Annotated in this window: 23 protein-coding genes and 1 riboswitch; of the genes, 5 read left to right on the forward strand and 18 right to left on the reverse strand. The window is 41.8% G+C overall.

Features of this window, described 5'->3' with window-relative positions:
- Positions 1-86 precede the first annotated feature (86 nt).
- Positions 87-190: riboswitch (TPP riboswitch) on the reverse strand.
- Positions 191-246: 56 nt separating this feature from the next.
- Both ACNO7B_RS18100 and ACNO7B_RS18105 read right to left on the reverse strand, forming a co-directional pair.
- The gene (locus tag ACNO7B_RS18100) at positions 247-1,374 is read right to left on the reverse strand and encodes a hypothetical protein (RefSeq protein ID WP_417901791.1); all 1,128 of its coding nucleotides are present in this window, start codon (positions 1,372-1,374) and stop codon (positions 247-249) included.
- A 140-nt stretch (positions 1,375-1,514) separates the two neighbouring features.
- Positions 1,515-2,171 (reverse strand): type 1 glutamine amidotransferase domain-containing protein, encoded by a 657-nt coding sequence (locus ACNO7B_RS18105; RefSeq protein WP_017358640.1) that lies wholly within the window; start codon positions 2,169-2,171, stop codon positions 1,515-1,517.
- A gap of 257 nt (positions 2,172-2,428) precedes the next feature.
- On the opposite strand from ACNO7B_RS18105, the gene ACNO7B_RS18110 reads away from it, so the two are divergent.
- Entirely contained in the window at positions 2,429-2,593 is a 165-nt protein-coding gene (locus ACNO7B_RS18110) for a hypothetical protein (protein ID WP_008345707.1), read from the forward strand.
- Between the two features lie 143 nt (positions 2,594-2,736).
- Here the strand turns inward: ACNO7B_RS18110 and ACNO7B_RS18115 are convergent, their stop codons facing one another.
- The 11 genes from ACNO7B_RS18115 to ACNO7B_RS18165 form a co-directional block, all read right to left on the reverse strand.
- Positions 2,737-3,108: a DUF1304 domain-containing protein gene (locus tag ACNO7B_RS18115; protein WP_007498006.1), complete on the reverse strand. Its 372-nt coding sequence runs from the start codon at positions 3,106-3,108 to the stop codon at positions 2,737-2,739.
- Positions 3,105-3,368: an ORF6C domain-containing protein gene (locus ACNO7B_RS18120; protein WP_008345710.1), complete on the reverse strand. Its 264-nt coding sequence runs from the start codon at positions 3,366-3,368 to the stop codon at positions 3,105-3,107. The genes ACNO7B_RS18115 and ACNO7B_RS18120 overlap by 4 nt, the downstream gene beginning before the upstream one ends.
- 207 nt (positions 3,369-3,575) lie before the next feature.
- On the reverse strand, positions 3,576-5,957 hold the full coding sequence (locus ACNO7B_RS18125; protein ID WP_417901792.1) for an immune inhibitor A domain-containing protein: 2,382 nt from the start codon (positions 5,955-5,957) through the stop codon (positions 3,576-3,578).
- Positions 5,958-6,146: 189 nt separating this feature from the next.
- Positions 6,147-6,440 (reverse strand): putative quinol monooxygenase, encoded by a 294-nt coding sequence (locus ACNO7B_RS18130; RefSeq protein ID WP_017368359.1) that lies wholly within the window; start codon positions 6,438-6,440, stop codon positions 6,147-6,149.
- Between the two features lie 25 nt (positions 6,441-6,465).
- Positions 6,466-7,104, reverse strand: a complete 639-nt coding sequence (locus ACNO7B_RS18135) for a nitroreductase family protein (protein ID WP_025208240.1) — start codon at positions 7,102-7,104, stop codon at positions 6,466-6,468.
- A gap of 13 nt (positions 7,105-7,117) precedes the next feature.
- The gene (locus ACNO7B_RS18140; protein ID WP_342498724.1) at positions 7,118-7,561 is read right to left on the reverse strand and encodes a MarR family transcriptional regulator; all 444 of its coding nucleotides are present in this window, start codon (positions 7,559-7,561) and stop codon (positions 7,118-7,120) included.
- Between the two features lie 547 nt (positions 7,562-8,108).
- The gene (locus ACNO7B_RS18145; protein ID WP_039164991.1) at positions 8,109-9,410 is read right to left on the reverse strand and encodes a pyrimidine-nucleoside phosphorylase; all 1,302 of its coding nucleotides are present in this window, start codon (positions 9,408-9,410) and stop codon (positions 8,109-8,111) included.
- 24 nt (positions 9,411-9,434) lie between these two features.
- Complete coding sequence (locus ACNO7B_RS18150) at positions 9,435-10,616, reverse strand: NupC/NupG family nucleoside CNT transporter (RefSeq protein WP_017358632.1); 1,182 nt, start codon at positions 10,614-10,616, stop codon at positions 9,435-9,437.
- Between the two features lie 167 nt (positions 10,617-10,783).
- Positions 10,784-11,455 (reverse strand): deoxyribose-phosphate aldolase, encoded by a 672-nt coding sequence (gene deoC / locus ACNO7B_RS18155; protein ID WP_322536110.1) that lies wholly within the window; start codon positions 11,453-11,455, stop codon positions 10,784-10,786.
- An 84-nt stretch (positions 11,456-11,539) separates the two neighbouring features.
- Positions 11,540-12,484: a sugar-binding transcriptional regulator gene (locus tag ACNO7B_RS18160; protein WP_019743593.1), complete on the reverse strand. Its 945-nt coding sequence runs from the start codon at positions 12,482-12,484 to the stop codon at positions 11,540-11,542.
- Between the two features lie 60 nt (positions 12,485-12,544).
- Entirely contained in the window at positions 12,545-13,420 is an 876-nt protein-coding gene (locus ACNO7B_RS18165) for an aldose 1-epimerase family protein (protein ID WP_268359741.1), read from the reverse strand.
- A gap of 239 nt (positions 13,421-13,659) precedes the next feature.
- Between ACNO7B_RS18165 and ACNO7B_RS18170 the strand changes: the two genes are divergently transcribed.
- The gene (locus tag ACNO7B_RS18170) at positions 13,660-15,483 is read left to right on the forward strand and encodes an acyltransferase family protein (RefSeq protein ID WP_268359743.1); all 1,824 of its coding nucleotides are present in this window, start codon (positions 13,660-13,662) and stop codon (positions 15,481-15,483) included.
- Positions 15,484-15,578: 95 nt separating this feature from the next.
- Here ACNO7B_RS18170 and ACNO7B_RS18175 read toward each other — a convergent pair whose 3' ends face one another.
- From ACNO7B_RS18175 to ACNO7B_RS18185, 3 genes are all read right to left on the reverse strand, one after another.
- A complete protein-coding gene (locus ACNO7B_RS18175) occupies positions 15,579-16,850 on the reverse strand; it encodes an MFS transporter (RefSeq protein WP_417901793.1) in 1,272 nt (423 codons plus the stop codon).
- Positions 16,851-17,069: 219 nt separating this feature from the next.
- Positions 17,070-18,167: a saccharopine dehydrogenase family protein gene (locus ACNO7B_RS18180; protein ID WP_410684177.1), complete on the reverse strand. Its 1,098-nt coding sequence runs from the start codon at positions 18,165-18,167 to the stop codon at positions 17,070-17,072.
- Positions 18,164-18,871: a class I SAM-dependent methyltransferase gene (locus tag ACNO7B_RS18185; protein WP_410684175.1), complete on the reverse strand. Its 708-nt coding sequence runs from the start codon at positions 18,869-18,871 to the stop codon at positions 18,164-18,166. Before ACNO7B_RS18185 ends, ACNO7B_RS18180 begins: the two co-directional genes overlap by 4 nt.
- 125 nt (positions 18,872-18,996) lie before the next feature.
- Between ACNO7B_RS18185 and ACNO7B_RS18190 the strand changes: the two genes are divergently transcribed.
- Complete coding sequence (locus ACNO7B_RS18190) at positions 18,997-20,004, forward strand: helix-turn-helix transcriptional regulator (RefSeq protein ID WP_156061303.1); 1,008 nt, start codon at positions 18,997-18,999, stop codon at positions 20,002-20,004.
- Between the two features lie 35 nt (positions 20,005-20,039).
- Here the strand turns inward: ACNO7B_RS18190 and yidA are convergent, their stop codons facing one another.
- Positions 20,040-20,852, reverse strand: a complete 813-nt coding sequence (yidA, locus tag ACNO7B_RS18195; RefSeq protein WP_007498032.1) for a sugar-phosphatase — start codon at positions 20,850-20,852, stop codon at positions 20,040-20,042.
- Between the two features lie 311 nt (positions 20,853-21,163).
- On the opposite strand from yidA, the gene ACNO7B_RS18200 reads away from it, so the two are divergent.
- Together ACNO7B_RS18200 and ACNO7B_RS18205 are read left to right on the forward strand one after the other, a co-directional pair.
- Positions 21,164-21,523: a MerR family transcriptional regulator gene (locus ACNO7B_RS18200; protein WP_265154541.1), complete on the forward strand. Its 360-nt coding sequence runs from the start codon at positions 21,164-21,166 to the stop codon at positions 21,521-21,523.
- Between the two features lie 144 nt (positions 21,524-21,667).
- Positions 21,668-22,651, forward strand: coding sequence for a Gfo/Idh/MocA family protein (locus ACNO7B_RS18205; RefSeq protein ID WP_417901794.1), 984 nt, complete (start codon positions 21,668-21,670; stop codon positions 22,649-22,651).
- Positions 22,652-22,692: 41 nt separating this feature from the next.
- Here the strand turns inward: ACNO7B_RS18205 and ACNO7B_RS18210 are convergent, their stop codons facing one another.
- Entirely contained in the window at positions 22,693-24,207 is a 1,515-nt protein-coding gene (locus ACNO7B_RS18210) for a PAS domain-containing protein (RefSeq protein WP_417901795.1), read from the reverse strand.
- Positions 24,208-24,223: the final 16 nt, after the last annotated feature.

Genomic DNA, 24,223 nt, shown 5'->3' on the forward strand with positions numbered 1-24,223 from the left:
AAAAAAGCCTCCTCTTTTTCAGGTGAATAAATGAAAAAGCCACCCCAAATGGAGCGGCCTTCTTATCGATTCAATCATGAATAAGACAAGGTCCAGCTCCACTTCCCTCCGCTAGTACAAACTAGATCAGGTTCAAAGGGTCCAAGATTTCCTCTTGTCTCAGTCATACATGACTCCCCTAGTGGACTTTTGTCATTTAATTATCTTTACTCTACACATGTGGCGATTTGATGTCAACCGCCGATCTTAATTCAATGTATTGATCGTTGGCAGCTTCTCGATCCCTGCTGCATAGTAGAAATTAAGGACACTGAAGAAATCAATTGGCTTTCCTGTCTTTAAATCAACAGCCAAAATATGATCGCCGTAATTTGTCAGGTCATCAATGTCTAAACGCCTTGGCGTTGTCTTTCCGAGAGTATCAACAAAGCTGCTATGGTAGTACTGCCCACTAGCAAACGATGATTCATGATACATAAATAATGTCTCCACATCTAAGTAGACAAGAATGGCCTCAGAGGAACTCGCATATGGAGCAGAGTACGATACTGGTGCCGAAATACTTTTCACTTTTACACTGTCAACAGAATGCGTTCTCTGTTGATATTTTCCATCATATGAGAAATAAAATACACGCTCCCATTTATAATCAGCGGTCTTAGATTGTTTGTTATACACTTTTGTACCATTTGCGAAAACATCCCCATTGGCATACGCAGCAACAAAGTATTGCAATGTTGATGACAGGGATTCAGCACCTGTGAAATTTGGTGGGTTTTTTGCATTCACCTGTAATGTATATGAGTCTCCAAAGTCTCCACCGCTAGTAATACCAAACGCATAATCACCCGCTGGTAAATTGCTTAACGCAAGCAGACTGCCTGCTGGTTGAATCAGATCCGTTGGATAAGCTTGTCCTTCTTCATAATCAATAACAAATAACTGAACGAAATAATCAGCATTTGGAGAGGTAATCCGGCTGATGAGCGCCTGAGGGGACGATGTACTTAAGAACCATAAATCAACTGGATCTTCCTCTTTTAAAACTGCCGATTGATTAATGCCTAGTCCATCAATAGAGCGAACGGCAGACGTGCGCATCTTTCCATCTGCAGCCGCTTTTCGTTTAATACTTATTCCCTTTTTCTTATCTACTTTAAATGATTTTTTTACTTCCTTCTGTTGAACCGCAGTCCCTTTATCCTGCTTTTCAAACGACTCTTGCACTTGCTGAATGGCTTTTTCAGTCAGTGGCGATACTTTTTCACTTGATTTTGGTGCATCTTCTGCTTTGATTGCTGTTGAAAATAAACCTGTTGTGACCAATAAAATAGACAGTAAGGCGGCGGTGATTTTGACATAAAATGCTCTCACAGGAACATCCCCTTTTCCCTAATTTGGGTTTTTTACCCTGTGATTATTTTACCATTTTTCTAATACTTGTTTTGGACTTTTTAGGAAATTTTTATAACAAAAAACCAGCCGTATGCGTCACGACTGGTTTTTTTGATGATTTATGCAATGGTTTTGACAAATAAGCGTGCTGTTTCTGCACTTGATCCTGGATTTTGTCCAGTAATAATTTGTCCGTCTACAACAGCGAATGGCGCAAATGCATCGCCTTTTTCAAATGCTGCCCCTTGCTCGCGCAGTTTTGTTTCCAATAAAAATGGAACTTTAGATGTCAGCTGAACAGCATCCTCTTCCTCATTTGTGAATCCTGTTATTTTCTTGCCGTCGATAAATGATTTTCCATCACGATCCTTCACATCAACAAAGGCAGAAACGCCATGGCAAACTGCCCCAACGGCTCCATTTTTGTCTGAAATCGCTAAGATCGCATCGGCAACCAATTGATTGGACGCAAAGTCGATCATTGGGCCATGTCCTCCAGCAAAGAAAATGCCATCATACTCAGCTGGGTTTACATCTGTCAGTGCCTTTGTGTCTTGAAGTAATTCATACACATCTTGATATTGTGCTGGTACTCCTTCAGGAATTGAATTTTTATCGATCGGTACTGTTCCACCTTTTATTGAAACAATTTGCACGTTGAGTCCATTTTCTTTAAAAATATGAAATGGCTCGGCCAATTCTTCTAGCCATAAGCCTGTAGGGTGTCCGTTCATTTCTGAGCTGCTTGTTGATACTAATAAAACGTTCTTGCTCAACTTTATCATCCTTTCTATTTATCATGTGGCTATTTTATATTTTGCACAATTAAATATCAAGAAATCAGACTTGGATACAACTCTTTATGTTATACCCGATTTTTTAAAAAATATAGCCTCACTTCAAATCTAATCATTCTGTCACATTCTATTGACAGGGAATTTCATGTAAAATTGTGATGAAATGATATAATATGAGAAACAATTGACAGACCTCTTGCGCTAGAGGGAATTTAAAAGGAGGAGTGGAAAAAGAGATGAAAACCTATTCGATTGTGATGATTATCATCACGCTCTGTATCATATTGGCTGTCTTTTTAATGAATCTTACGGGCGTCATGTATGGGAAAATCATATTGGCTGTCGCTGTTGCCCTTTGTCTTACGTCCATTATTCGTTTGATGGGAATGCGTAAAAGATAAAAGCCGCCCTCTGGGGCGGCTTTACCGTGTAGACAAACCCTGACATTCGGTGTCAGTCCTGCGCTTCGGTGCTCACCAATGTCAAATTCGCTCCGATGCTCGTCCTTCCTAAACTGCAAAGGTTTTCTATCACGCTGATAGGATTATATAGCCAGGATAAGTGCAATTAATGCAAGAAAAGCTGGTAACCCTTGTTTGATGATAATTGATTTATTAGACGTCACCCCACCAAATACTGCTGCGATGAACACACAAAGAACGAAAAATAGCTGAATCATATATCCTACGGTATTCGAACCAAGAATGAGCCCCCAAATGAGTCCAGCAGCTAGAAAGCCATTGTATAGCCCTTGATTAGCAAACATCACTTTCACATTTGGATCCTTTTGTAAGTGTTCAGGCAGATTGAAAGATCTTTTCGCCATTTTTGATTCCATAAAAAACATTTCTAGTAACATGATGACAATGTGCTCTAAAGCGACAATTCCTACTAAAATCATTGCTAAAATATTCAATTTAGTGAATTCCTTTCTGATAGACGGTCTCGTATTTGTATTTTGTCCGTGTATAAATCAAAGTCTTGGATTAGCTCTAACGCCTCATGAAAACGACTTTGTGGAATGTCTTTCATTTTTCTTACACCAAATTCCTTTTTAATAAAAGCCATGATGGTATTAATATGAAGCTTACCGTGGCCATCATATTCTAAATGGCTGCAAAAAGTCTGCATCGTCCCTCGAATCACCTTTAATTGCTTGGCAGTGACACAACTCATTGGTAACGCTCATCCTTTCTTGGTTTTTTAACAACTAAAAAGAACATTGAATGAAAGAAAAACCTTCCAATCTCTATTATATAATGGTTTCATTCGGATATCAAAATAAAAAAGAACAAACATTCGATCAAAGACGAGTCATATGCTAAAAATCCATGTCTTAACGTATCAAAAAGCCGGATTCATGGATAGAATCCGGCTTTTTGTTTAGTTGCTTTTAGAAATTAATACCTTTCCAACAGAACGGTCCTTACTTTGTCCGACGACTTTAAAGGATAGGCCGTATGTTGGCACATCACGTCCTGCATCCGGGTTATTTGGATTCACATAGTTCTTTTTATCACTAAATGTACGCGTTGGGCGGATATAGCGATCCTCTAAGGTTAAGCCTGTTGTCGATGTATAATCAATATTCAGCTTCGTGCTTGGATTCAAAGAGAATGCTGCATCATGTACTTGGAAACCTGTCGCTGCAATAGAGCCGTCACTCCATTTCAACACTTGTTGATCTGCATCTACGACTCCAAGGAAGCCGTTCCCTGGATGTTTTCCAACCCAGTTATCACTGTACGATTGATCGACGTACCACACGACCAAACCGTTATTATAGCTCATCAGACTTGCTCCTCGTTTGATATGCTTTAAGCCTTTATCGACATCAGCATAAGAGCGCCATTCTAGTAAATAATACTGAGCGGCATATTGTTTTCCATTAGATTGAGAGAATCCATTAAAAGTGAACGTGGACGTTCCCTCGGCATCATCTGACCACACTTTTGAACCATCTGCTGTAATCTTTAGATCATCTACAAATAAACCTGGCAGTGAATATCCTGCATCGGTTGTATAGCGGAATTGCAGATCGATCTTCTTCCCTGCATAAGCAGAAAGGTCAAAGGATGCATCTACCCATCCATCTGATTTTCCATCGATGCCATTGCCTTCATTCGCTCCTGCCTCATTTCGATCATTCGTAATATTACCAGCAATGGTTGTCCATTTGTCTGTCCCAGTTTCACGAACTTCTACATACGCATAGTCATAATCTTCTTCGATATCGTACCATGCTTTAAACGTAAGCTCGGCTTTGCTTCCCTTCGACAAATCAATCCCTGATGTCGTCATGGTAGCATTCAAATTGTCACCTGTTCCGCTGAAGTATGAATATTGCCCTTGTGCAGGCTGAGTGACCACAATCTCTTTATCTGGCAAATCGACTCGAACCGCATCATGGTTGGTTCCTTTTGTTGCTGCTTCATCGATTAAAACTGTTTTGCTTTTTGTTAATGTCTTACCATCAATGGTTTTTCCAGAAAGCCAGTTGCCGCCATGCAAGTTTTGAAGCATTTCTTTTGCATATGGACTAAAACCTGTTGGTTCCGTACCAGGTACTTTACCTGCCCAGCTTCCGCTTGACATGATAGACCAATAAGAAACGGGCTCTCCTCTGCCTGTGTATTGTGTATCATATTCATCAGGCAGACCAAGATCATGTCCAAATTCATGTGTGAACACGCCTGCTGCGCCATCTTCAGGCTCAATTGTATAATCTAGAGCGCCTAACTTTCCACCTTGACCCACTTCTGATTCAGTGTTTGGAATCTCAAATACATCACCAAGTGACCAGCGATGCGACCAAATCGCGTCAGAGCCAAGCTGTCCGCCGCCAGCTTCTTCACCTACGCCAGCGTGTACAACCATGAGGTGGTCAATGATACCGTCCGGCTCATTATAAACACCGTCCCCATCCATATCATAGCGGTCCCATTGATCATATTCACCAAGGTCAATGTTTGGATCCTTTGCCGCTGCTTCGAGGGCTTCTTTCACCAATTCGCGCGGTCTGCCGTCACTGCCTGATTCGTCTGGTACGTTCCCGCCATAATATGCTGCTTCATGCTTGGCTGTATACCATCCAGCTACTGTTCCACTAATCGTGTAGCTTCCACCGGACTGCTTTTCATAATACTGCTTCATAGATACTTTTCTTTTACCATCTGGACCAATGTAGCCATTTTTTCCGAAAAGCATATCTTGATAATGCTGCTGATCGTACTTGTCATAGTACATATCAGTCTCTTCTTTTTTAATACTATTATGCTTATAATCTTTAAAATCTACTAATAAGACCAAAACTTTATCATTACGGACGTCGCCTTTATATTTTTCCTTTTTCACCGGCTTTACTTGATTGCCTTCTTTTCCTTTATGCTTCTTTAACTTTTTCTTTTTGGCTAGTTTATTATGTACATTTTGTTTGTATTCTTTTAGGAATTCAGGTTCTTCTGTTAAGGTACTTGCGCTTTGTTTCATCGCTGCTTCTTCTTTTTTCTTTAGGTAGTTCTTTAATGCTTTTTGGGTTTCTGCCTCATTGGCATTCTTTTTGATCTTTCCTTGTTTTTTCAAGGCTTTGATGAGGCGGTCTTCATTGACAACACTTGCGTCGAATGGAATACCTGAATAATGACCACCATCTGAGGATGTTGACTTTTCTGAGGTGTGGGCAGATAGAGGGGTGCTGAAAGCTGTCAATGTGCCTAAACTGAGGACAGCTGTTAGTGCGATGCTCGTCCATTTCCCTTTTTTCATATTGGTTCCTCCCTAATTTGGTAATAAATAATATCTAATTCTAGCATATTCCAATATACTTAAGTCGAAAAACATTTTATTTTCAGAAACTTTGTGGAAAATGCACAATACGAGATTGAAATAGGTGGAACGAATTGTCGAAAATAAAAGAACCCTAGGCTATAAATGCCTAGGGTGTTTGTTGTTTTTCTATGAAAGCTGCTCTCCTTGATATGCAACAACATCAAGTGGAGCGGCTAAAAATTCTTTTGCCTTTGCGACGAAAGCTTGGAAATGTGCACTTGCATTATGGCTTTGAACCGCTGCTTCATCTTTCCACACTTCGACCATTAAAAAGGTGTTTTCTTTCTCTGTATCCTTGAAAAGCTTGTAGGACACATTGCCTTCTTCTTCCTGTGAAGCTTTCATTAAACCGTTGATTTCTTCTAGAAATACGTTTTCTTTCTCTGGATGAATGGTCATCCCTGCATGAATAATAATCATATGATCGTCTCCCTTTTTTTAAAAATTATTTCCACTCTGTGATGCGGTCAATCGGTAAACGGTAAGAAGCATAACCTTCGTCAGCCGCTTTCCCAATGGATAGAAGCATAACTGGTACATAGCGCTCTTTATCCCAGCCGAATGTTTCAGCGATGACTTCTTTGTCATATCCGCCAATTGGGTTTGTATCATAACCATGCGCACGAGCAGCAAGCATCAGCTGCATTGACACAAGTCCACCGTCAATTAAGATCGTTTCACGATTCACTTGCTCTGGAAGAGCTTCAAAATGTGCAGTTAATGCAGCAATTTGTCTTTCTTTTACTTCCTGCGGCATGTAGCCGTGTTCTACTGCTTTTGAATAAATTTCTTCTAAGTATTCATTGTTTTTCATATCTGCAAACACAGCGATGACAGCTGATGATGTAGCTACTTGTGTTTGGTTGAATTTTGCGAGTGGTGCAAGCTTTTCCTTTCCTTCTGGGCTGTCAATGACCATGAAGCGCCAAGGCTGTGCATTCACTGATGATGGTGCTGTTGTTGCCTCTTCTAAAATCTCTGTCATTTCTTCTTTGCTAATTTTCACTGCTGGATCATAGTTACGAATGGAGCGGCGCCCTTTCATAATATCCATAAAATCGTTTGTTTTTAATGTTGTAGCCATGTGTAACACTCCTTTAGGTTGTTTGAATCTTTTTGATGTTTTGTTGTATACGGATGAGCACATCAGTGAGAAGCTTTCGTTCTTCATCACTTACGTTTTCAAGCATTTCTGAGATAAATCGTTCTTTTTCTTTTTTAGAAGCTTCGATTCTTGTTCTGCCTTCATCTGTCAGACGAACAAGCGTGACGCGATTATCTTCCGGCTTTCTTCTGCGCGTGACCATTCCTTTTGTTTCTAACTGTTTTAAGTGACGCGTCACAGCCGCACTATCAATATTTACTTTTTTCTGCAAATCGGATTGGCTGATTTCGTCGGCTTGGAATAACAGTGATAGCAACTCCAGTCTTGATTGGCTGATGCCCGTGCATGCTTCGAACTTCACACCCATCATACGGTTCACACACTGCAAACGATATAATACCTCTGCTTCTTCAGAGCAAAATGCAGTCAATGCCATCCCCTCTTTTCTATTCAGATCAATTAGTTGATATATCAATCATTGACTCGTCAACTAATATACACCCATTGTTTCATGATTGCAAGAGGTTTGTTTCATAAAGTGAAATTTTTTATTTCAATTAAAAAAGACGAGCTTTTGCTCGTCTCAGACCGTAGACAAAGGGCTAAAATGTAGTTTATTTTAGCCCTTTGTCTTCTTTTCAGCGTGAAAGAAAACCTTTGCAGTCTAGAAAGGACAGCTACTTTTGCGGAACGAATTTGACATTCGTGAGCACCAGCGCGCAGGACTGACACCGAATGCGAGGGTTTGTCTTCACGCTGGGACGAGCTTTTGCTCGTCTTAAGAACTTGGTGTTGTTGTTGGTCCCACATAGTAACTGATAAATCCAATGATCATCAAGACAACAAAAATAAAGAGAATGAGTTTGAGCATTCTCATGGTTTATCCCCTCCTACTCATCTAACTTATCATATCTAGAAGAAGCGCTACCTAAAATTTACATAAAAAAAGACAAAAGCGATTCATCACTTTTGTCTTTTTCTCTTTATTCTGTAATCACCGTATGAATCAAAGTCGGAGCATCAGCATGGTCAGCGATGCGGATGTTGTCATAAATTTTCTCCATGACATTCGCAACATCTTCACGATTTGCATGCAGCGTCACGAGAGATTCACCTTTTTCTACACGATCGCCTACTTTTTTGTTGAGCATGATGCCAACAGATAGATCGATATCGTCTTCTTTTGTTGCACGTCCTGCTCCAAGAATCATCGCTGCAACACCGATTTCGTCTGCGACGATTTCAGCGATCACACCTGATTCTTTTGCCGGCACTTCGATTTGATAAGGTGCTTGCGGCAGTTTTTCTGGTTGATCTACAATCGAGCCGTCTCCACCTTGGTTTTCTAAAAATTCCTTGAATTTCTCAAGTGCTTTGCCGTTTTTCATGACTTCAATTAGCTTTTCTCTTGCTTCATCAAGTGTCTCTGCTTTTTTCGCAAGAACGACCATTTGACTTCCTAATGTGAGCACAAGCTCGTTTAAGTCTTCAGGGCCTTCGCCTTTAAGCGTGTCAATCGCCTCTTTCACTTCAAGGGAATTTCCAATCGCTAATCCTAGCGGCTGAGACATGTCTGAGATGACAGCCATCGTTTGTCTGCCAACATTATTTCCGATACGAACCATTGCTTTTGCAAGCTTCTCAGAGTCTTCAGGTGTTTTCATGAAAGCACCTGCACCTGTTTTCACATCTAATACGATTGCATCTGCGCCAGCAGCGATTTTCTTACTCATAATTGAGCTTGCAATGAGCGGGATTGAGTTAACAGTCCCTGTTACATCACGAAGGGCATACAGTTTTTTATCAGCAGGTGTCAGGTTGCCTGATTGTCCAATGACCGCTACTTTATGACGGTTCACCAGCTCGATGAACTCGTCTTTTGTAATTTCAACGTGGAAGCCTTTGACTGCCTCTAGCTTGTCGACTGTTCCACCCGTATGTCCAAGACCACGCCCAGACATTTTTGCAACAGGTACATCAAGTGCTGCAACAAGAGGAGCGAGTACAAGCGTTGTTGTATCGCCTACACCGCCTGTTGAATGCTTGTCTACTTTAATGCCGTCGATAGCAGACAGGTCAATTGTGTCCCCTGAGTTTGCCATAGCGAGTGTTAAATCTGCACGTTCTTGATCCGTCATATCTTGGAAGAAAATCGCCATCGCCAAGGCACTTGCTTGGTAGTCAGGAATTGTTCCGTCCGTATAACCTTTGACAAAGAAAGAAATTTCCTCTGAAGATAATTCTTTTCCGTCACGTTTTTTCGCAATGATATCTACCATTCTCATTGTTTTCACCATTCCTTTTTTAGTTTAGTAAATCAAACCGACAACGCCTGCTGTTAAGAAGCTGACGAGTGTTGCACCGAATAACAGCTTTAATCCAAAGCGTGCGACAACGTTTCCTTGTTTTTCATTTAAGCCTTTCACTGCTCCAGCAATGATACCGATAGACGAGAAGTTCGCAAATGACACAAGGAATACAGAAATGATCGCTTCTGTACGAGCAGTGAAATGAAGACCGTCGCCAGATAGAGCAAGCATCGCTACAAATTCGTTTGATACCATTTTGGTCGCCATAATACTTCCTGCTTGTACCGCTTCACTCCAAGGTACACCAACAAGGAAAGCAAATGGTGCAAACACATATCCAAGTACATCTTGGAAAGAAACACCGATGGCAGCTGTGAAAATACCATTAATCATCGCAATTAATGCAACGAATCCAATCAACATCGCAGCCACAACAATGGCTACTTTGAAACCATCCATAATGTATTCGCCGAGCATTTCGAAGAAAGATTGTCTTTCTTCTTCTACGACTTCAAGCATATCTTCGTCTTTAGACACTTCATATGGATTGATGATAGACGCAATAATAAATCCACCAAATAGGTTCAGCACAAGTGCTGTAACAACGTACTCCGGTTTAATCATTTGCATATACGCACCGACAATGGACATTGATACAGTCGACATCGCAGATGCACACAATGTATAAAGACGCTGTTGAGGTAATAATCCAAGCTGTTTCTTAATGGAAATGAACACTTCGGATTGACCTAAAATCGCTGACGCTACGGCGTTGTAAGATTCTAGTTTCCCCATTCCATTGACTTTACTAAGCAAATACCCAATTCCGCGTACGATCAGCGGAAGGATACGCCAATGCTGCAGGATACCAATCAAGGCAGAAATGAAGACGATCGGCAGCAAGACATTGATAAAGAAAGTTGACGCATTATCATTCATTAAACCGCCAAATACGAAGTTGATCCCTTCACCAGCATAGCCTAGAAGCATTTGGAATCCTTTTGCAAAGCCCCCGACTAGGAAGTTCCCAACACCTGTATTGAGCAGAATATAACCTAAAATAAATTGCAGTACAATCATGACAATGACTGGACGGAATTTCACTCGCTTTTTCCCGTTACTTGCCAGCCATGCAATGGCGAGAATCACCAGCAAACCGATAATACCAATGACGTATTTCATGTTTTTCCTCCTTGAATGAATTCGTTTACATTAATGTGCTTGTATGGAACAAACCCTATTTCGCAAACAAATTGCGGAAGAAAATCCCAGAAATGAGATCCTTCCGCATATGACTTTTTCATCATCTAATGAGTCATGATTGTTATCCTACCATAGGATCGTATGAATTAATAGTCTTTAGAAGGAGCTGATTGATCCCCTTTAATAATGGAAACGCCTGCACTGGCACCAATACGGGTTGCGCCTGCAGCTGTCATCGCTTCTACGTCTTCTTTTGTTCTTACGCCGCCTGATGCTTTGACACCGATGTCAGGTCCAACTGTTTTACGCATTAATGCGATGTCCTCAGCTGTTGCACCGCCTGTACTAAATCCAGTCGATGTTTTGACGAAATCAGCGCCAGCTTTTACAGAAAGTTCACAAGCTTGTACTTTCTCTTCATCTGTGAGTAAACAAGTTTCAATGATGACTTTCACTAAGGCTTTGCCTTTTGCTGCGTCTACAACGGCACGAATATCTTGTTCAACCGCATCATATTCGCCATCTTTCAATGCCGCAATATTGATGACCATGTCCACTTCAGTTGCACCGTTTTCAATGGCATCCTTTGTTTCAAATGCTTTCACTGCTGTGGTGTTTGCACCTAACGGGAAACCGATGACTGTACATACATCAACGCCCGCTCCTTCTAGTTCTTTCGCCGCAAGAGATACCCAAGTTGGGTTCACACAAACGGAAGCAAATTGATATGTCTTTGCTTCTTCTAGTAACTGCATGATCGCAGCTTTAGATGTATCTGGTTTTAGTGCTGTATGATCAATGAGCTTTGCTATTGTCATGATTCACACTTCCTTTTAAATATGATACTTTCATCTTAAATGACTATTGAACAATTGTAAATATAGTTATGAAATTTTGTTCATCTATTTTGTGACATTTAAAAGAGCTCTTGCTGTGTGCTGATCGATCATCAATACGTTCGCATATTTTCCTCTCAGCGCCCCATGGATAGAGGCAACCTTTCGATGTCCACCAGCAACAAGAATGGAGCGCTCTTTTGTTCTCAAATCATCCAGCTCCACACCGATTGTGCGATTGTTAATCGCTTCACTGCAAATACGTCCTTCTTGATCATAAAAACGTGAACAGATATCTCCGACACTGGATGTCTTGAGCAGCGCCTTTTCTTCTTCACGGAAATAACCAAGCCTAAACAAAAGCGCCTCATCTCTTACCGTCCCAACAGTAAACACAGCGATATTTGCCTGTTTGCCCATTTCAATAATGCGCTGAATATGTCTGTCCTGTTCGACCATCTCTTTAACGGCGGCACTATCGAACACAACAGGCAGTGGCAAATAGCGTGGTGCCGTTTGAAAAGCTGATGCAAACAGCTGAATTGTTTCCGCAGAATATGTATTCACATGTGAATGGCTGATTCCGCCTTTCAGCTGAACCACCTCTACCCCTTTTACCTGTTTAGGTTGCATCTTTTGAGCAATTTGATACATCGTGGTGCCCCAGCTCACTCCAACGATATCACCGTCTTTCACCGTATTCTGAAGATAATCTGCACCAAACCGGCTCAAGTAATCAGTAATCGTTGGATAATCGTCCTTTGGTGAAAATACCACATGAGCCTCGAGCAGATCATATTTTTCTTTCAGCAATGAGGACAGCTCATTTAAATCCTCAAATGGATCCATCACTGTAATTTGGACGTACCCTTTTTCCTTCGCATACTGAAGCAGACGAGACACCGTTGGCCTCGACAGGTCAAGCTGCTTGGCGATTTCCTGCTGACTGTAATCAGATAAGTAATAGAGCCTTGCTGCTTCAATACTTAATTGCTGTTTCTCCCGATCCATTCGTACGCCTCCTTTTTTCCTCTATCATAACAAATTGTTCACTTCACCATGCACAAATGTTCATTTAAAGAAAATGGTGTAGGCTGCGTGAAAGGTCTCTTGCTTCTCTAAAGTTTGAATGCCGAATTTCTCCTTATACTGCCCATTCGTCCCTTCCATATCAGCGATCCCATACCAAGGCTCAATACAAACAAAAGGAGCCATTGTTCCCTTTTCTTGATCATATGGAGACCAAATACCAACGAACGGAAAACCACTGAGATCGACCTCAATGCCGTGACCTGCTTGAGAAGTCAATGATACTTGATGAATATGACTAAAGATCATTGCATCGTTCTGAAAAAGTTCTGGGCGAAGTTGAATCGGCTCAAACTCAACACCTTTCTCCTTCTCTCTCACAAGTGAATCATGAAGTTCATATTGGACTGGATCATGTTCGGTGGAAGGTGCCAATGTAAGTGAATAATCAGCTGTCTGCTCGCCTTCAACAAGCGGGACATGAAATGCCGGATGCCCGCCAATCGAGAAATACATCGTGCCATCTCCTTCATGAACAATTTCCCAGGAAATCGTTAGTCCATTTTCCGACAGTGCATAACTGATGCGCGCTGTAAATTCATACGGATATTGTGACGTGTGACGGCCATTTGATTGATATTGAAAAACCACCTGATCTTTTGCTTCTTGAAATAGTTCAAAATCAACATCACGCAAAAATCCATGCTGCGAGAGTTGATACGTTTGATCGTCTATCTTGTATTGATCATCCTTCAACCGTCCGACAATCGGAAATAAGACGGGCGACACCCTGCCCCAATAAGCAGGGTCACCAGACCACATATATTGACGTCCACTTTCTTTATGAAGCACCTCTCTCACCTCGGCACCTCTCTCATTGATTTGAACCAATAACAGATCATTTTCAATCGTTCTCATTCAACACATCCCCTTTCCTTCTTCTTTTATTATGACAGGGATTTTCGGTTTGAGTATAAAAATAAGAATTCCTCAAGCCTTAGAATATTTCTTCATATAAAAAAATTTTAAAAAAGACAGAAATTCGCCAACAAAATGTAATGCTGATTCGTCTAATCTTATATAAAATAAAAGAATCGTTGTTCTTTTGGAGTGACAACAAAAAAGACGCGTTTGACATTGATGGGGGATTCTTTTTCATGAACAGCAAGGAAAACCGTTTACGTTACATATTAGGATTAGATGGGCTGAGAGCTGTTGCCGTATTGGCGGTCATTGCTTATCACTTACATATTGAACCCGCAAGCGGCGGGTTTCTTGGTGTTGATTTGTTTTTTGTGATTTCTGGTTACTTGATTACAACCATCTTGCTGCATAAGCAGGATCTGGGCTATCAAGAGCTTCTGCCTTTTTGGATGGGCCGCATCAGAAGGCTGCTTCCAGCTGCCTACGTCATGATTTTTTTAATCGTCAGCTGGTGCGCCATTGCTGGTTCAAATGCATTAATGTCCATTCGTGGCGATGCCTTATCGTCCTTTTTTTATGTGAGTAACTGGTGGTACATTTTTCATCAGCTCTCTTACTTCGACAGCTTCAATGCTGTATCTCCACTAAAAAATTTATGGTCTTTGGCAATTGAAGAGCAATTTTATCTCATTTGGCCGGTACTGTTGATTGCTGGACTGAAATGGGTGAAAAACAGATCCCATCTTCCTATGATCACCTTTGGTCTGGCACTTGTATCTGCTTTATGGATGGCCATTCTCTATTCACCGGATACTGACCCGAGCAGGATCTATTATGGAACAGACACACGTGCGTTTGCACTCCTCATCGGGTGCAGTCTTGCATTTGTCTGGCCCATGCACAGACTTTCCAGCAGAAAATTACTTCCTGTCGGCAGACGTATGTTACAAATAGCCGGATTCGGTTCGATGGTCATTTTCCTCTTATGTGTTTATGCAGTCGACGAATTTGACGGCTTTCTCTACCAAGGCGGTATGCTTTTATTCTGTCTGAATGCAGCGATCTTAATTGCGTGTGTCTGCCATCCTGCCAGTCTTATTGGGAAATGGCTGTCTTTTCAACCACTCGTTTGGCTCGGAAAGCGGTCTTATGGCATCTACTTATGGCATTATCCAATTATCGTGCTGACCACACCGGTCATTGAGATTGGACAGCCTTCTATAGGACGTGTCACATTGCAGCTCATCGCAATTCTACTCATATCAGAGGCTTCCTATCGTTTGATCGAACAGCCGATTCGTAAACTTGGGTTTAGACACTATTTTGCCTCTTGGTCGATTTGGAAAACAGGAATCAAGCAATGGTCTATGTCCAATAAAGTGTTTCTTGGGATTGCCGCAGTCCTTTTGATTTTATTTACCATTGGCATGTCTAGCTCGTCTCATACATCCCCACATGCCAAGGAAGTAACACAAATTAAGACAGCGGCCAAAAAGGCAGGCGGTCAGACAGAATCAAAAGTGAAGAAAAAGAAAGACAAACATGAGAAAAAAGCAGCCGATCCTAAACAATTTCACCAAGTTCTTGCCATTGGTGATTCCGTCATGTTAGACATTGCTGCAAATTTAGAAAAGGCCTATGAACCCATCACCATTGACGCAAGGGTCGGAAGGCAAATGAACGAAGCCATCCGCATCGCCCCTCAATATGCTTCTTTTAACAAGGCTGATGCCGCTGTTATTATTGAGCTTGGCACAAATGGTTATTTTACAGAGGGGACTTTGACTTCATTCATTCAACATTTCTCGAAGGCACATATTTTTCTTGTGAACACTCGCGTTCCAAGATCTTGGGAAAATGATGTGAATGCAGTCATTGAGCGTGTGGCCAATCAACATCACAATGTGAGCTTAGTCGATTGGCATTCAGCCGCTACCGGACAGCCATCCTATTTTCAGCCAGATGGTGTTCATCTTTCCACAAAAGGCTCTGACACATTGACTGAGCTCATTAAAGCCAGTATCAAGAAAAAAGGAGATGTGTCCTCGGCATCATAAGAAGACTAGCATCCTGTGAAGAGAGATTCAAAAAAGACATGCTTTCTCATGATTGGAGGCATGTCTTTTTTGTGATGGATGAGCACGGAGCTGCATTATGTTTTACTTTTAAAAGACCAAACGATGACAGGGATGAGAATTAACGATAAAATTCCTCCGCTTAAAGATAATGTAGCATAACTCGTATTCGCCACGACCATTCCTGAAAGGGCACCGCCAGAAGCACCTGCTAACGCAACAAAAACATCGAGTGTTCCTTGGGTTTTTGCCCGGGTTGATGGTTCTGTAGCATCCACTATTTGAGCAGTACCACTAATTAAACCAAAGTTCCATCCCAATCCAAGTAAAGACAAAGCAATGATTAATAGAATCATTGAATCACTTGGTGCGAATGCTGCTAATAAACCAGCAAGTAACAATGTGATGCCCGACGCTATGCTCATAGCTGTTCGTCCTAGTTTATCTACAAGTACACCCGTGATAGGTGAAGGAAGATACATGGCCCCTATATGAAAACCAATCACAATGCCCACTTCGGCTAATCCATGACCATGATGCTGCATATGCACCGGTGTCATGGTCATGAGTGCCACCATGACAATTTGAGTTAAGATCATCACTGTGGCACCTACTGTAAGCCCTTTTTTATCTGTTTTTTTATCAGCAGCATCTCGTTTATTTCCATTCCCATGTTCTGCTTTGTAAGTTGCTATTCTTCGGGCAATGTCTAATGGATCAGGACGCAGCAGAATAAAAAGAACAAGACCAGCTACAATAAATGCTGCTGCTGATAAAATAAAAGGACCGGCAAGTGCTGGAACACCAATGGACACTGCAAATTTACCCATCACTTCAACTAAATTCGGACCTGCTACTGCTCCAAATGTTGTCATGACCATTGTTGTACTAATGGCAGTTGCACGCTGTTTAGAATTCGCTAAGTCCGTCCCAGCATAACGCGCTTGTAAGTTCGTGGATGTTCCTGCTCCGTAAATGAAGAGCGATGCAAATAATAAAGTGACACTATTCATCATAGCTGCCAGCACAACGCCAATTGCTCCGAGCCCTCCAGCAACAAAACCTGTCGATAAACCGATGCGTCGTCCATAACGTTGCGAAAGCTTTCCTACAATGAAAGCTGACCCAGCTGACCCCAAAGTAAATAAGGCGATTGGGACTCCTGCATAGGCTTCAGTTCCAAGCATTTGTTGCGCTAAAATGGCACCTACCGTAATTCCTGCAGCTATTCCAGCCCCTCCAAATATTTGCGATAGACTGACAACGAACAATACTCGTCTATATAAATTTTTCAATTTTTGGGGTGAATCTATATAATTCTTCACTACATCTTGTTCTGTATCTAACACTTGTAAACACCCACTTGAGATTTATTTGCCCAATATAACCATTATATCAGTTCCGACTACAACCCTTGATTAAATCTCTTCCATTTCTCGGCCATTTACATGGAGAGCAAGCGGTTGTTTTCGGATCATAGACACCTTGTTTTGAAATGGATCATGAATAAAGCGCCCACATGACTGACCTGTTCTTTTGAGCTGATGCGTATCTTTTGTCGTTTTCTTTTATGCCGTTAAAAGGCTGGCTCTCAATGCTAATGCGTGCTTTTCCTTCGTTTTTTGATCCACCAACGCAAAATCACCATTTTCATACGCTAATGAAAATAATTCTTCGATATGAAAAACACCTGCCTGAAACTGATTGCTCAATACATGCAGTGCCACAGCACTGGCGACTTGAGCCGTTGCTTGAGACTCATCGCGACCTTTTATTCCAAGCGCTGCTTGATGAATTTCGTTACCCTTCATTCCTACCGCTTCCACTTTCACTGCATATTGATCTGTACCCATTTGAGCAGATTGAATCAGTGAAATGGCACGTTCCTTGATTTTCGGCATCGTGAGAAGGGACGTCATTCCGAGTTTCCTTGTGAGAGCAAATGCACGTGTCGCCGCGCGAGAATCAAAACAGAGCCTTGTTGTCACAGAAGGCACATGGAGCGTCGAAGGCAATGTTTGCTGGTCAGAGAAAGGAAACTGATAGGCTTGCCGCTTTCCAAGCGTTTTGCCAAAATCAATGCGTTTCCCTCCAGTAAAACTTTTGACTTTCTTTCGCTGATGATTCTTCGTCAGCTCATAATCCGTATGCACATGATCAAGCGTCCATTCAATAGCTGCTTTTCCATGCTGGTCACCTAGCCCAAGCATGATACTAATATCAATTTGCTCCACAGAGGTCAGAATAGATGCCGCCTTCGCTGCAAGCAAATTGGTGAGACCAGGTGCAAGACCTACGCTCAGCACAGCCGTTGCGTTCAATTGCTGTTGATGGACCTTTGCTAGCTTCTCAATATAGGCTCCTTTTGCCGAAATATCGAGATAATCAATACCTGATCGTAAGCATGTTTCAGCAAATGACGTGTCATCTTGATCAAGACACATGATCACGAGTTTCGTTTCATCCATCCAGTCCGTATCCATTGGTTGTCTTACGTCTATCTGAAATGGACGTACACGCCCATTCGTTTGGCGTGCAAATTGTTCAGCCTTCTCATAACTTCGGCCAGCCGCAAAGACTTGCCCTGGATACACGTCACTTAATTGAAGACATATTTGCTGCCCCACATGTCCATAACCGCCTATCACCATCACTTTGGACCTCATTTTCCAACCGCCTTTCTATCGCCTCTTTTACAAACAATCCCTTTGATCATGCCCGCTTGAAAATAAGGTCTGATGTCTTGAAATCCTGCTTCGGTTAATTGTGCTGTCATCTTTTCTTTAGACACGGGATATGTTGTGACACCCAGCCTTTCTCGGAAGGACGTAAACACTTCCTTTCCCAAGCCTTGACGATTCATGAATAGAGAAAGCATATGAAGCTCCTGCTGAAATGCAGGCGTTTCCGGGTCTCCTTGAATAAACGCCAACACGAGAGGCGCCCCTGGTTGAAGCCGGCGGGCGATCTCCTGTAAAAAGGTCAGCTGATCTTTTACAAAATGAATGACAAGCAAACTTACTGCTGCATCGTACAACTTTTCAACCGGCACTTTGTCTAAGGCCATCTCATACCATGTGACGCGATCTTGCATATGAAGCTGTGCCACTCTGCGCTTGGCCATATCAAGCATGGTTGGAGATGGATCAACCCCTGTGATATGCCAGTCTTTATTTCTTTGAAGCATGTTGATGATCTCTTCGCCCCCACCTGCTCCGACTGTTAACATGCGAGAAGCCGATCCCATTAATTCGATTTCTACTCTATCCACTGTCAGCTCATGCAAAAGATGATAGCCCGGTACTTTATGTGCAATTGTCGCTGCATAGGATTCAGCAACAGGATCATGCCAATGTTGATTTACACTCATATGTCTTCTCCTCCAGTTTCCGCTTTGCTTCGTTCCCTTTACACTAACGGTATGTTATCTTCATTGTAAGAAGATAGATGAGAAAAAACGATCCCTAAAAGTGGGGATATTGAGGAGGAGATCAAATGAACAATCCAGCCGCTCATTTTCAGCAGCTGAGAAAAAACATTCGAGATGAACTTGCTGCTATCTGTGATTTTGATGCTGCCTGTATCACAACCATTGATCCAGCTACTCTCCTCTCGACGGGTTCTTTTACAGATGAACCGATTGAAGCCATACATAACGAGCTGTTTCAAAATGAATATTTAAAAAAAGATGTGCACCAGCATGAGGATCTAGCGAAAGGTCCTGTCCACGCTGCCAGTCTCGTCCAAAGCGGAGAATACACCAATAGTGGTCGATACCAGCACATTTTATTACCTAACGGATGGGCAGATGAATTGCGGGCAGCCCTTGTGATTCAAGGTGAATGCTGGGGAATCGCCAGCCTTTATCGGAAAAAGGAGAAGGAACCTTTTCATGAACAAGATATACAAGCGGTTAGTCGCCAAACACCAGCACTCGCAGCCAAATTGAGAGATGAACTTTTTAAAAGAAGAGAAACGGAAGAAGATGAAACAGCGGAACACCAAGGCTTCCTCATTCTTTCACACGATTACCATCTTCTTTATGGAAATGCAACCGGACTTCATTGGCTTCACACCTTCCAAACCTTTGAGCAAATTCATGACGGTGCCATCATGCCCCGTCCGTTTAGAGCTTTAGGTGCTAAGCTTTTATATGGCGGCGGTGACCAAACAGCGGTCAGCATCACCAGAATGCCGACAGGGCGTTTTCTCTCTCTTCAAGCATTTCGTTTAGCACAGGCAGCCGGGCAGGAAGAGGCTGTCATGATTCATATTAAGCGAGCTCAAACAAGTGACATTCTTCCTTATATAGCGAAAACATATCGGCTGACAGAAAGAGAAATGAACGTCCTTGACTGCTTAATAAAAGGACAATCCACAAAAGAAATTGCCAGTACGTTATTTATCTCGCCTCATACGGTGCATGATCATGTAAAGGCGATGCTCGAAAAAACAAATTTGAACAGCAGACGTATGCTTGTTTACTTTTTCTCACACATATAAAAAAGCGGCTACCTCATTGGTAGACCGCTCTTTCTTTATTTTCCGATGACTCGCTCATGCAAGATATGTGCGACTCCTGCTTCGTTATTGGATTTTGTCACAACATCTGCAACTGCTTTGACATCTTCAATGGCATTTCCCATCGCAACGCCACAGCCCGCAAATTCTAGCATCGACACGTCGTTCCCATTGTCACCAATCGCCATCACTTCTTCACGAGAAATCCCCAGTTCATGCGCTAGAAGCTTCACAGCATTCCCTTTGCTCACATCAGGATGAAGAATTTCTAGGAAGAAATCTGTGCTTTTTACCATCATGTACTGATCCTTCACTTCAGATGGAATGGCTTGTATCGTCTTTTCCAAACGTTCCGGCTGATCAATATACATCATCTTCGGAAGTCTCATGGATGGGTCTGCCTCTTCGACAGGTAAATACTTAAGCGGCAATTTTGTTAAGTACGATTCAAGCACCGTGTATTCACTAATATCTCGATTTGGTGTGTATAGATGAGCTGAATCGAAATAATGCATAGGTGTATCCAGCTGACGGCTCAGTTCATATAAAGAAGTCAAATCATCATAGGATAAAGTTAATTCTGATACGACTTCATTTGTATGGCTGTTTTGTACAAGCGCTCCATTATAGGCGATGACATAATCCCCCTCTTGATCAAGCTGCAGCTCTTTTAAATAGCGATGCACCCCGCCAATCGGCCGGCCTGTACATAAAACAATTTTAACGCCTTCTGCCTTCGCCTGTTGAATGGCTTCAAACACCTCATCCGGCACCATATGTTGATCATTTAATAACGTACCATCCATATCAATTGCGACTAATTTATACATTCACTGCTCCCCTTTTCTCAGCAAAACGTGCTGTCACTATTTTGAGTGATCATCTACATGATCACATGCTGTTCATCATACTATGTACCTATTTTAGCCTATCGTTTTTTTCTCACACTGTCTACTTGTTCATATCTGTAACAAAAAATCACTTCATCCTCATCTATTATAACCTATTCTATGAAATCCGCTGTGAATAGGACAGACCTGTCATTTTAACAGTATGAAAAGGAACAAATGTTCATCGGAGAATATTTTGAAACTAGCAAATCTAATTGTATGATGGATAGCAAAGAAAGGAGGTGCAGGGAATGATTACATTTACGAGAGGAAAATTGTCAAAAATGTCTGGTGTACATATTGAAACCATTCGTTTTTATGAAAATGAGGGTGTGCTCCCCGAGCCTAAGAGAGCACATAACGGCTATCGTTTATATGATAAAAAATATGTATTCATGCTATCCTTTATCACTGAAGCAAGAAAGCTAGATTTCTCACTCAAAGAAATTCGAGAAATTATCACGTCACTATTCGAGAAACAGTCGAAAACAGAAGCGGAACAGCTGCTCGAACAAAAAGTAGAAGATATTCAAAAATCCATTCAAGAGTTAAAAAAGAGGAAGGCGGCCATTCAACTGTTAACGAAACAAACATTAGCTAACATTAGTTAATTGTAGAGACTGCCAAAGATGTGCCGGTATTTTTTACTGGCACCCCTCTGCGCCTAGCTGTTAAGTACACGTTGTATGAAAACATCAGGTATACTAGAGACAGCTTGACGTGACATCAATCGTATGAAAGGGGTTATGAATAGAATGAGAATAGCAACCATTGGAACAGGTGTGATTGTGGAAGGTTTCCTCCAGGCAATTGAACAGCTTGAAGGTGCTTCTTGCCACGCTGTCTATTCAAGAAAGGAAGCTACGGCAAAGAAACTCGCAGATCAATTTAGGGTGCAAACGACTTATACGGATTTAACCACTATGTTAGAAGATCCCCACATAGAAGCGGTATATATCGCATCACCCAATCGTTTACATAGCGAGCATGCCACGGCTGCATTGAAACACGGAAAACATGTGATTTGCGAAAAGCCTTTTACCTCTAATGTGAAAGAGCTAGAAGCCTTAATCGCTCTCGCAAAGGAAAAGCAGCTCTTCCTATTTGAAGCCATTACGACCGTTCATATGCCCAACTATCATTTAATCAAAAAACACCTTCATCAATTAGGCAGAATCAAACTCGTTCAATGTAACTATAGTCAATATTCAAGTAAATATAATCAGCTGCTCGCCGGGGAAACGCCGAATGTCTTTAACCCAGAGTTTTCAGGCGGTGCTCTCATGGATATTAACATTTACAATGTTCATTTCATTATGAATCTATTTGGTTCACCGAAAGACGTTCGTTACCAGGCCAACCGCCATCCAAACGGCATCGACACATCTGGTGTTTTAACTTTTACTTACAATGATTTCATTGCCACAAGTGTTGGCAGCAAAGATACAAGCAGTATGAATTTCGCTTTGATTCAAGGGGAAAAAGGGTTCCTACATGTGAAAAATGGTGCGAATGGCTGTGAGGAAGTATTGCTGCATATTGGAGACCAAGTCACTTCACTCAATGCACAAACCAATTCAAACCGCCTGTTTTATGAAGCAGAAGCATTTCAGCATATCATTGAAACAGGAAATGTCGAAAAGTGTTATGAATGGCTTGATGACAGTCTTTCTGTCATGAAGGTTCTTGAAGCCGCTAGGAAAGACGCCGGTATTGTTTTCCCAGCGGATCATGCTTAAATAAAAAAACCGCCTTCTGATGAAAAGGCGGTTTTTTGACATTAGATACTCTTTGAATATGCCACCAGACGCTGAGACATATGATTCACTTCATCAACTGAAGCGTTCACTTGCTCTGTCAAAGCAGCCTGTGTTTGCGTAAGAGCTGTCATATTGGAGATATTTTCAAGAATTTGATCGATTTGTGTTTTCATTTCAGTTAAACTAGATTCGATATTTTCTGTCGCATTGGCACTATGAAGCGCTAGCTTACGTACTTCATCGGCAACGACCGAAAAACCGCGGCCCTGCTCGCCTGCTCTTGCTGCTTCAATTGCGGCATTCAAACCAAGCAGATTCGTTTGGTTTGCCACTTCTTTGATTAAGTCTGAAATGTTCTTCGTCTCATCTGCACTGTTTTTCGCCAAATTAGCAGCAGACGTTGACTGCTCTTGGGCGACAGCAAGCTCTTGTGCTTGGTTTGTTACAGAACTGATGCCAGATACCATTTCACTAATAGAACTTGAAAGCTGCTCTACTTGGGAAGCCATTTCATTGGCTGTTTTTTCTTTATTTTTTTCTAATGTAATATCACGAATCGTTCCTGCGACACGTAAAGGGACACCCTTCTCATCACGAATGGTTTCACCGCCCGCATGATACCAGCGATACTCGCCATTTTTACTCTGCAATCTATAATCAATGTCAAATGGCGTGCGGCCAGAATGGTCATTTAAGTGATCCGAAAAGGCTTGGAGAGCCGATTCTTTATCTTCAGGATGCAAACGATCACTCCAGCTGCTCAATACGTTCGGGAAATCCTTTTCATCTGTAAAACCAAGCGTTTTTCTAAACTGCGGAGACCACCAGAATTCATTGTTTGGATTGACAGGATCGCCAGCCTCTACAACCATATCCCAAGGAGCTTCCACAAGCGCACGGTTGATCAAGTCATATCTTGTCACGAATGCTTGCAGCTCTTCTTCTTTCAATTTCTGATCATGAATATCAAAAAGAGCCCCTGCCACACGAAGAGGTACCCCATTTCGATCTCGAATCGTCGTTCCAGTTGCTTTGAACCAGCGATACTCGCCATTTTTCAACATCAGACGATATTCGATATCATACGGTGTACGGCCAGAATGATCCAATAAATGCGTAGAGAATGCATTCAAAGTGTATTCCTGCTCATCTGGATGAATTCGAGATGCCCAGCTGTCTAAGACATTCGGAAAATCGTTTTCATTTTGAAAACCTAGCATTCTGCGGAAATCATCTGTCCATGTGAATTCGTTTTTTGGATTCACAGGATCTCCTGCTACAACCGTCATATCCCATAGACCCACTTGAATCGCTTTTGTCACTAAATTCATACGCATATGAATATCTTCTTGCGCTTCTTGCATCTTTTGTAACGCTTCATTTATTTGAGCCACTGCTTCTATTGTTTGACTAGAAGAGAATGCAGCAGTATCAATTCTGGCTGAAAAATCTCCCTTCTCAATTCGTTCAACTAATTGACTGCTTTCACTTAGAAGGGCTCCCGACGATGAATCACTTGCTTTTCTCATAAACATCTTCAATAACTCCTTT

The organism is Bacillus sp. AK25, assembly GCF_048270685.1.
In the GTDB taxonomy this organism is placed as follows: domain Bacteria; phylum Bacillota; class Bacilli; order Bacillales; family Bacillaceae; genus Bacillus; species Bacillus altitudinis.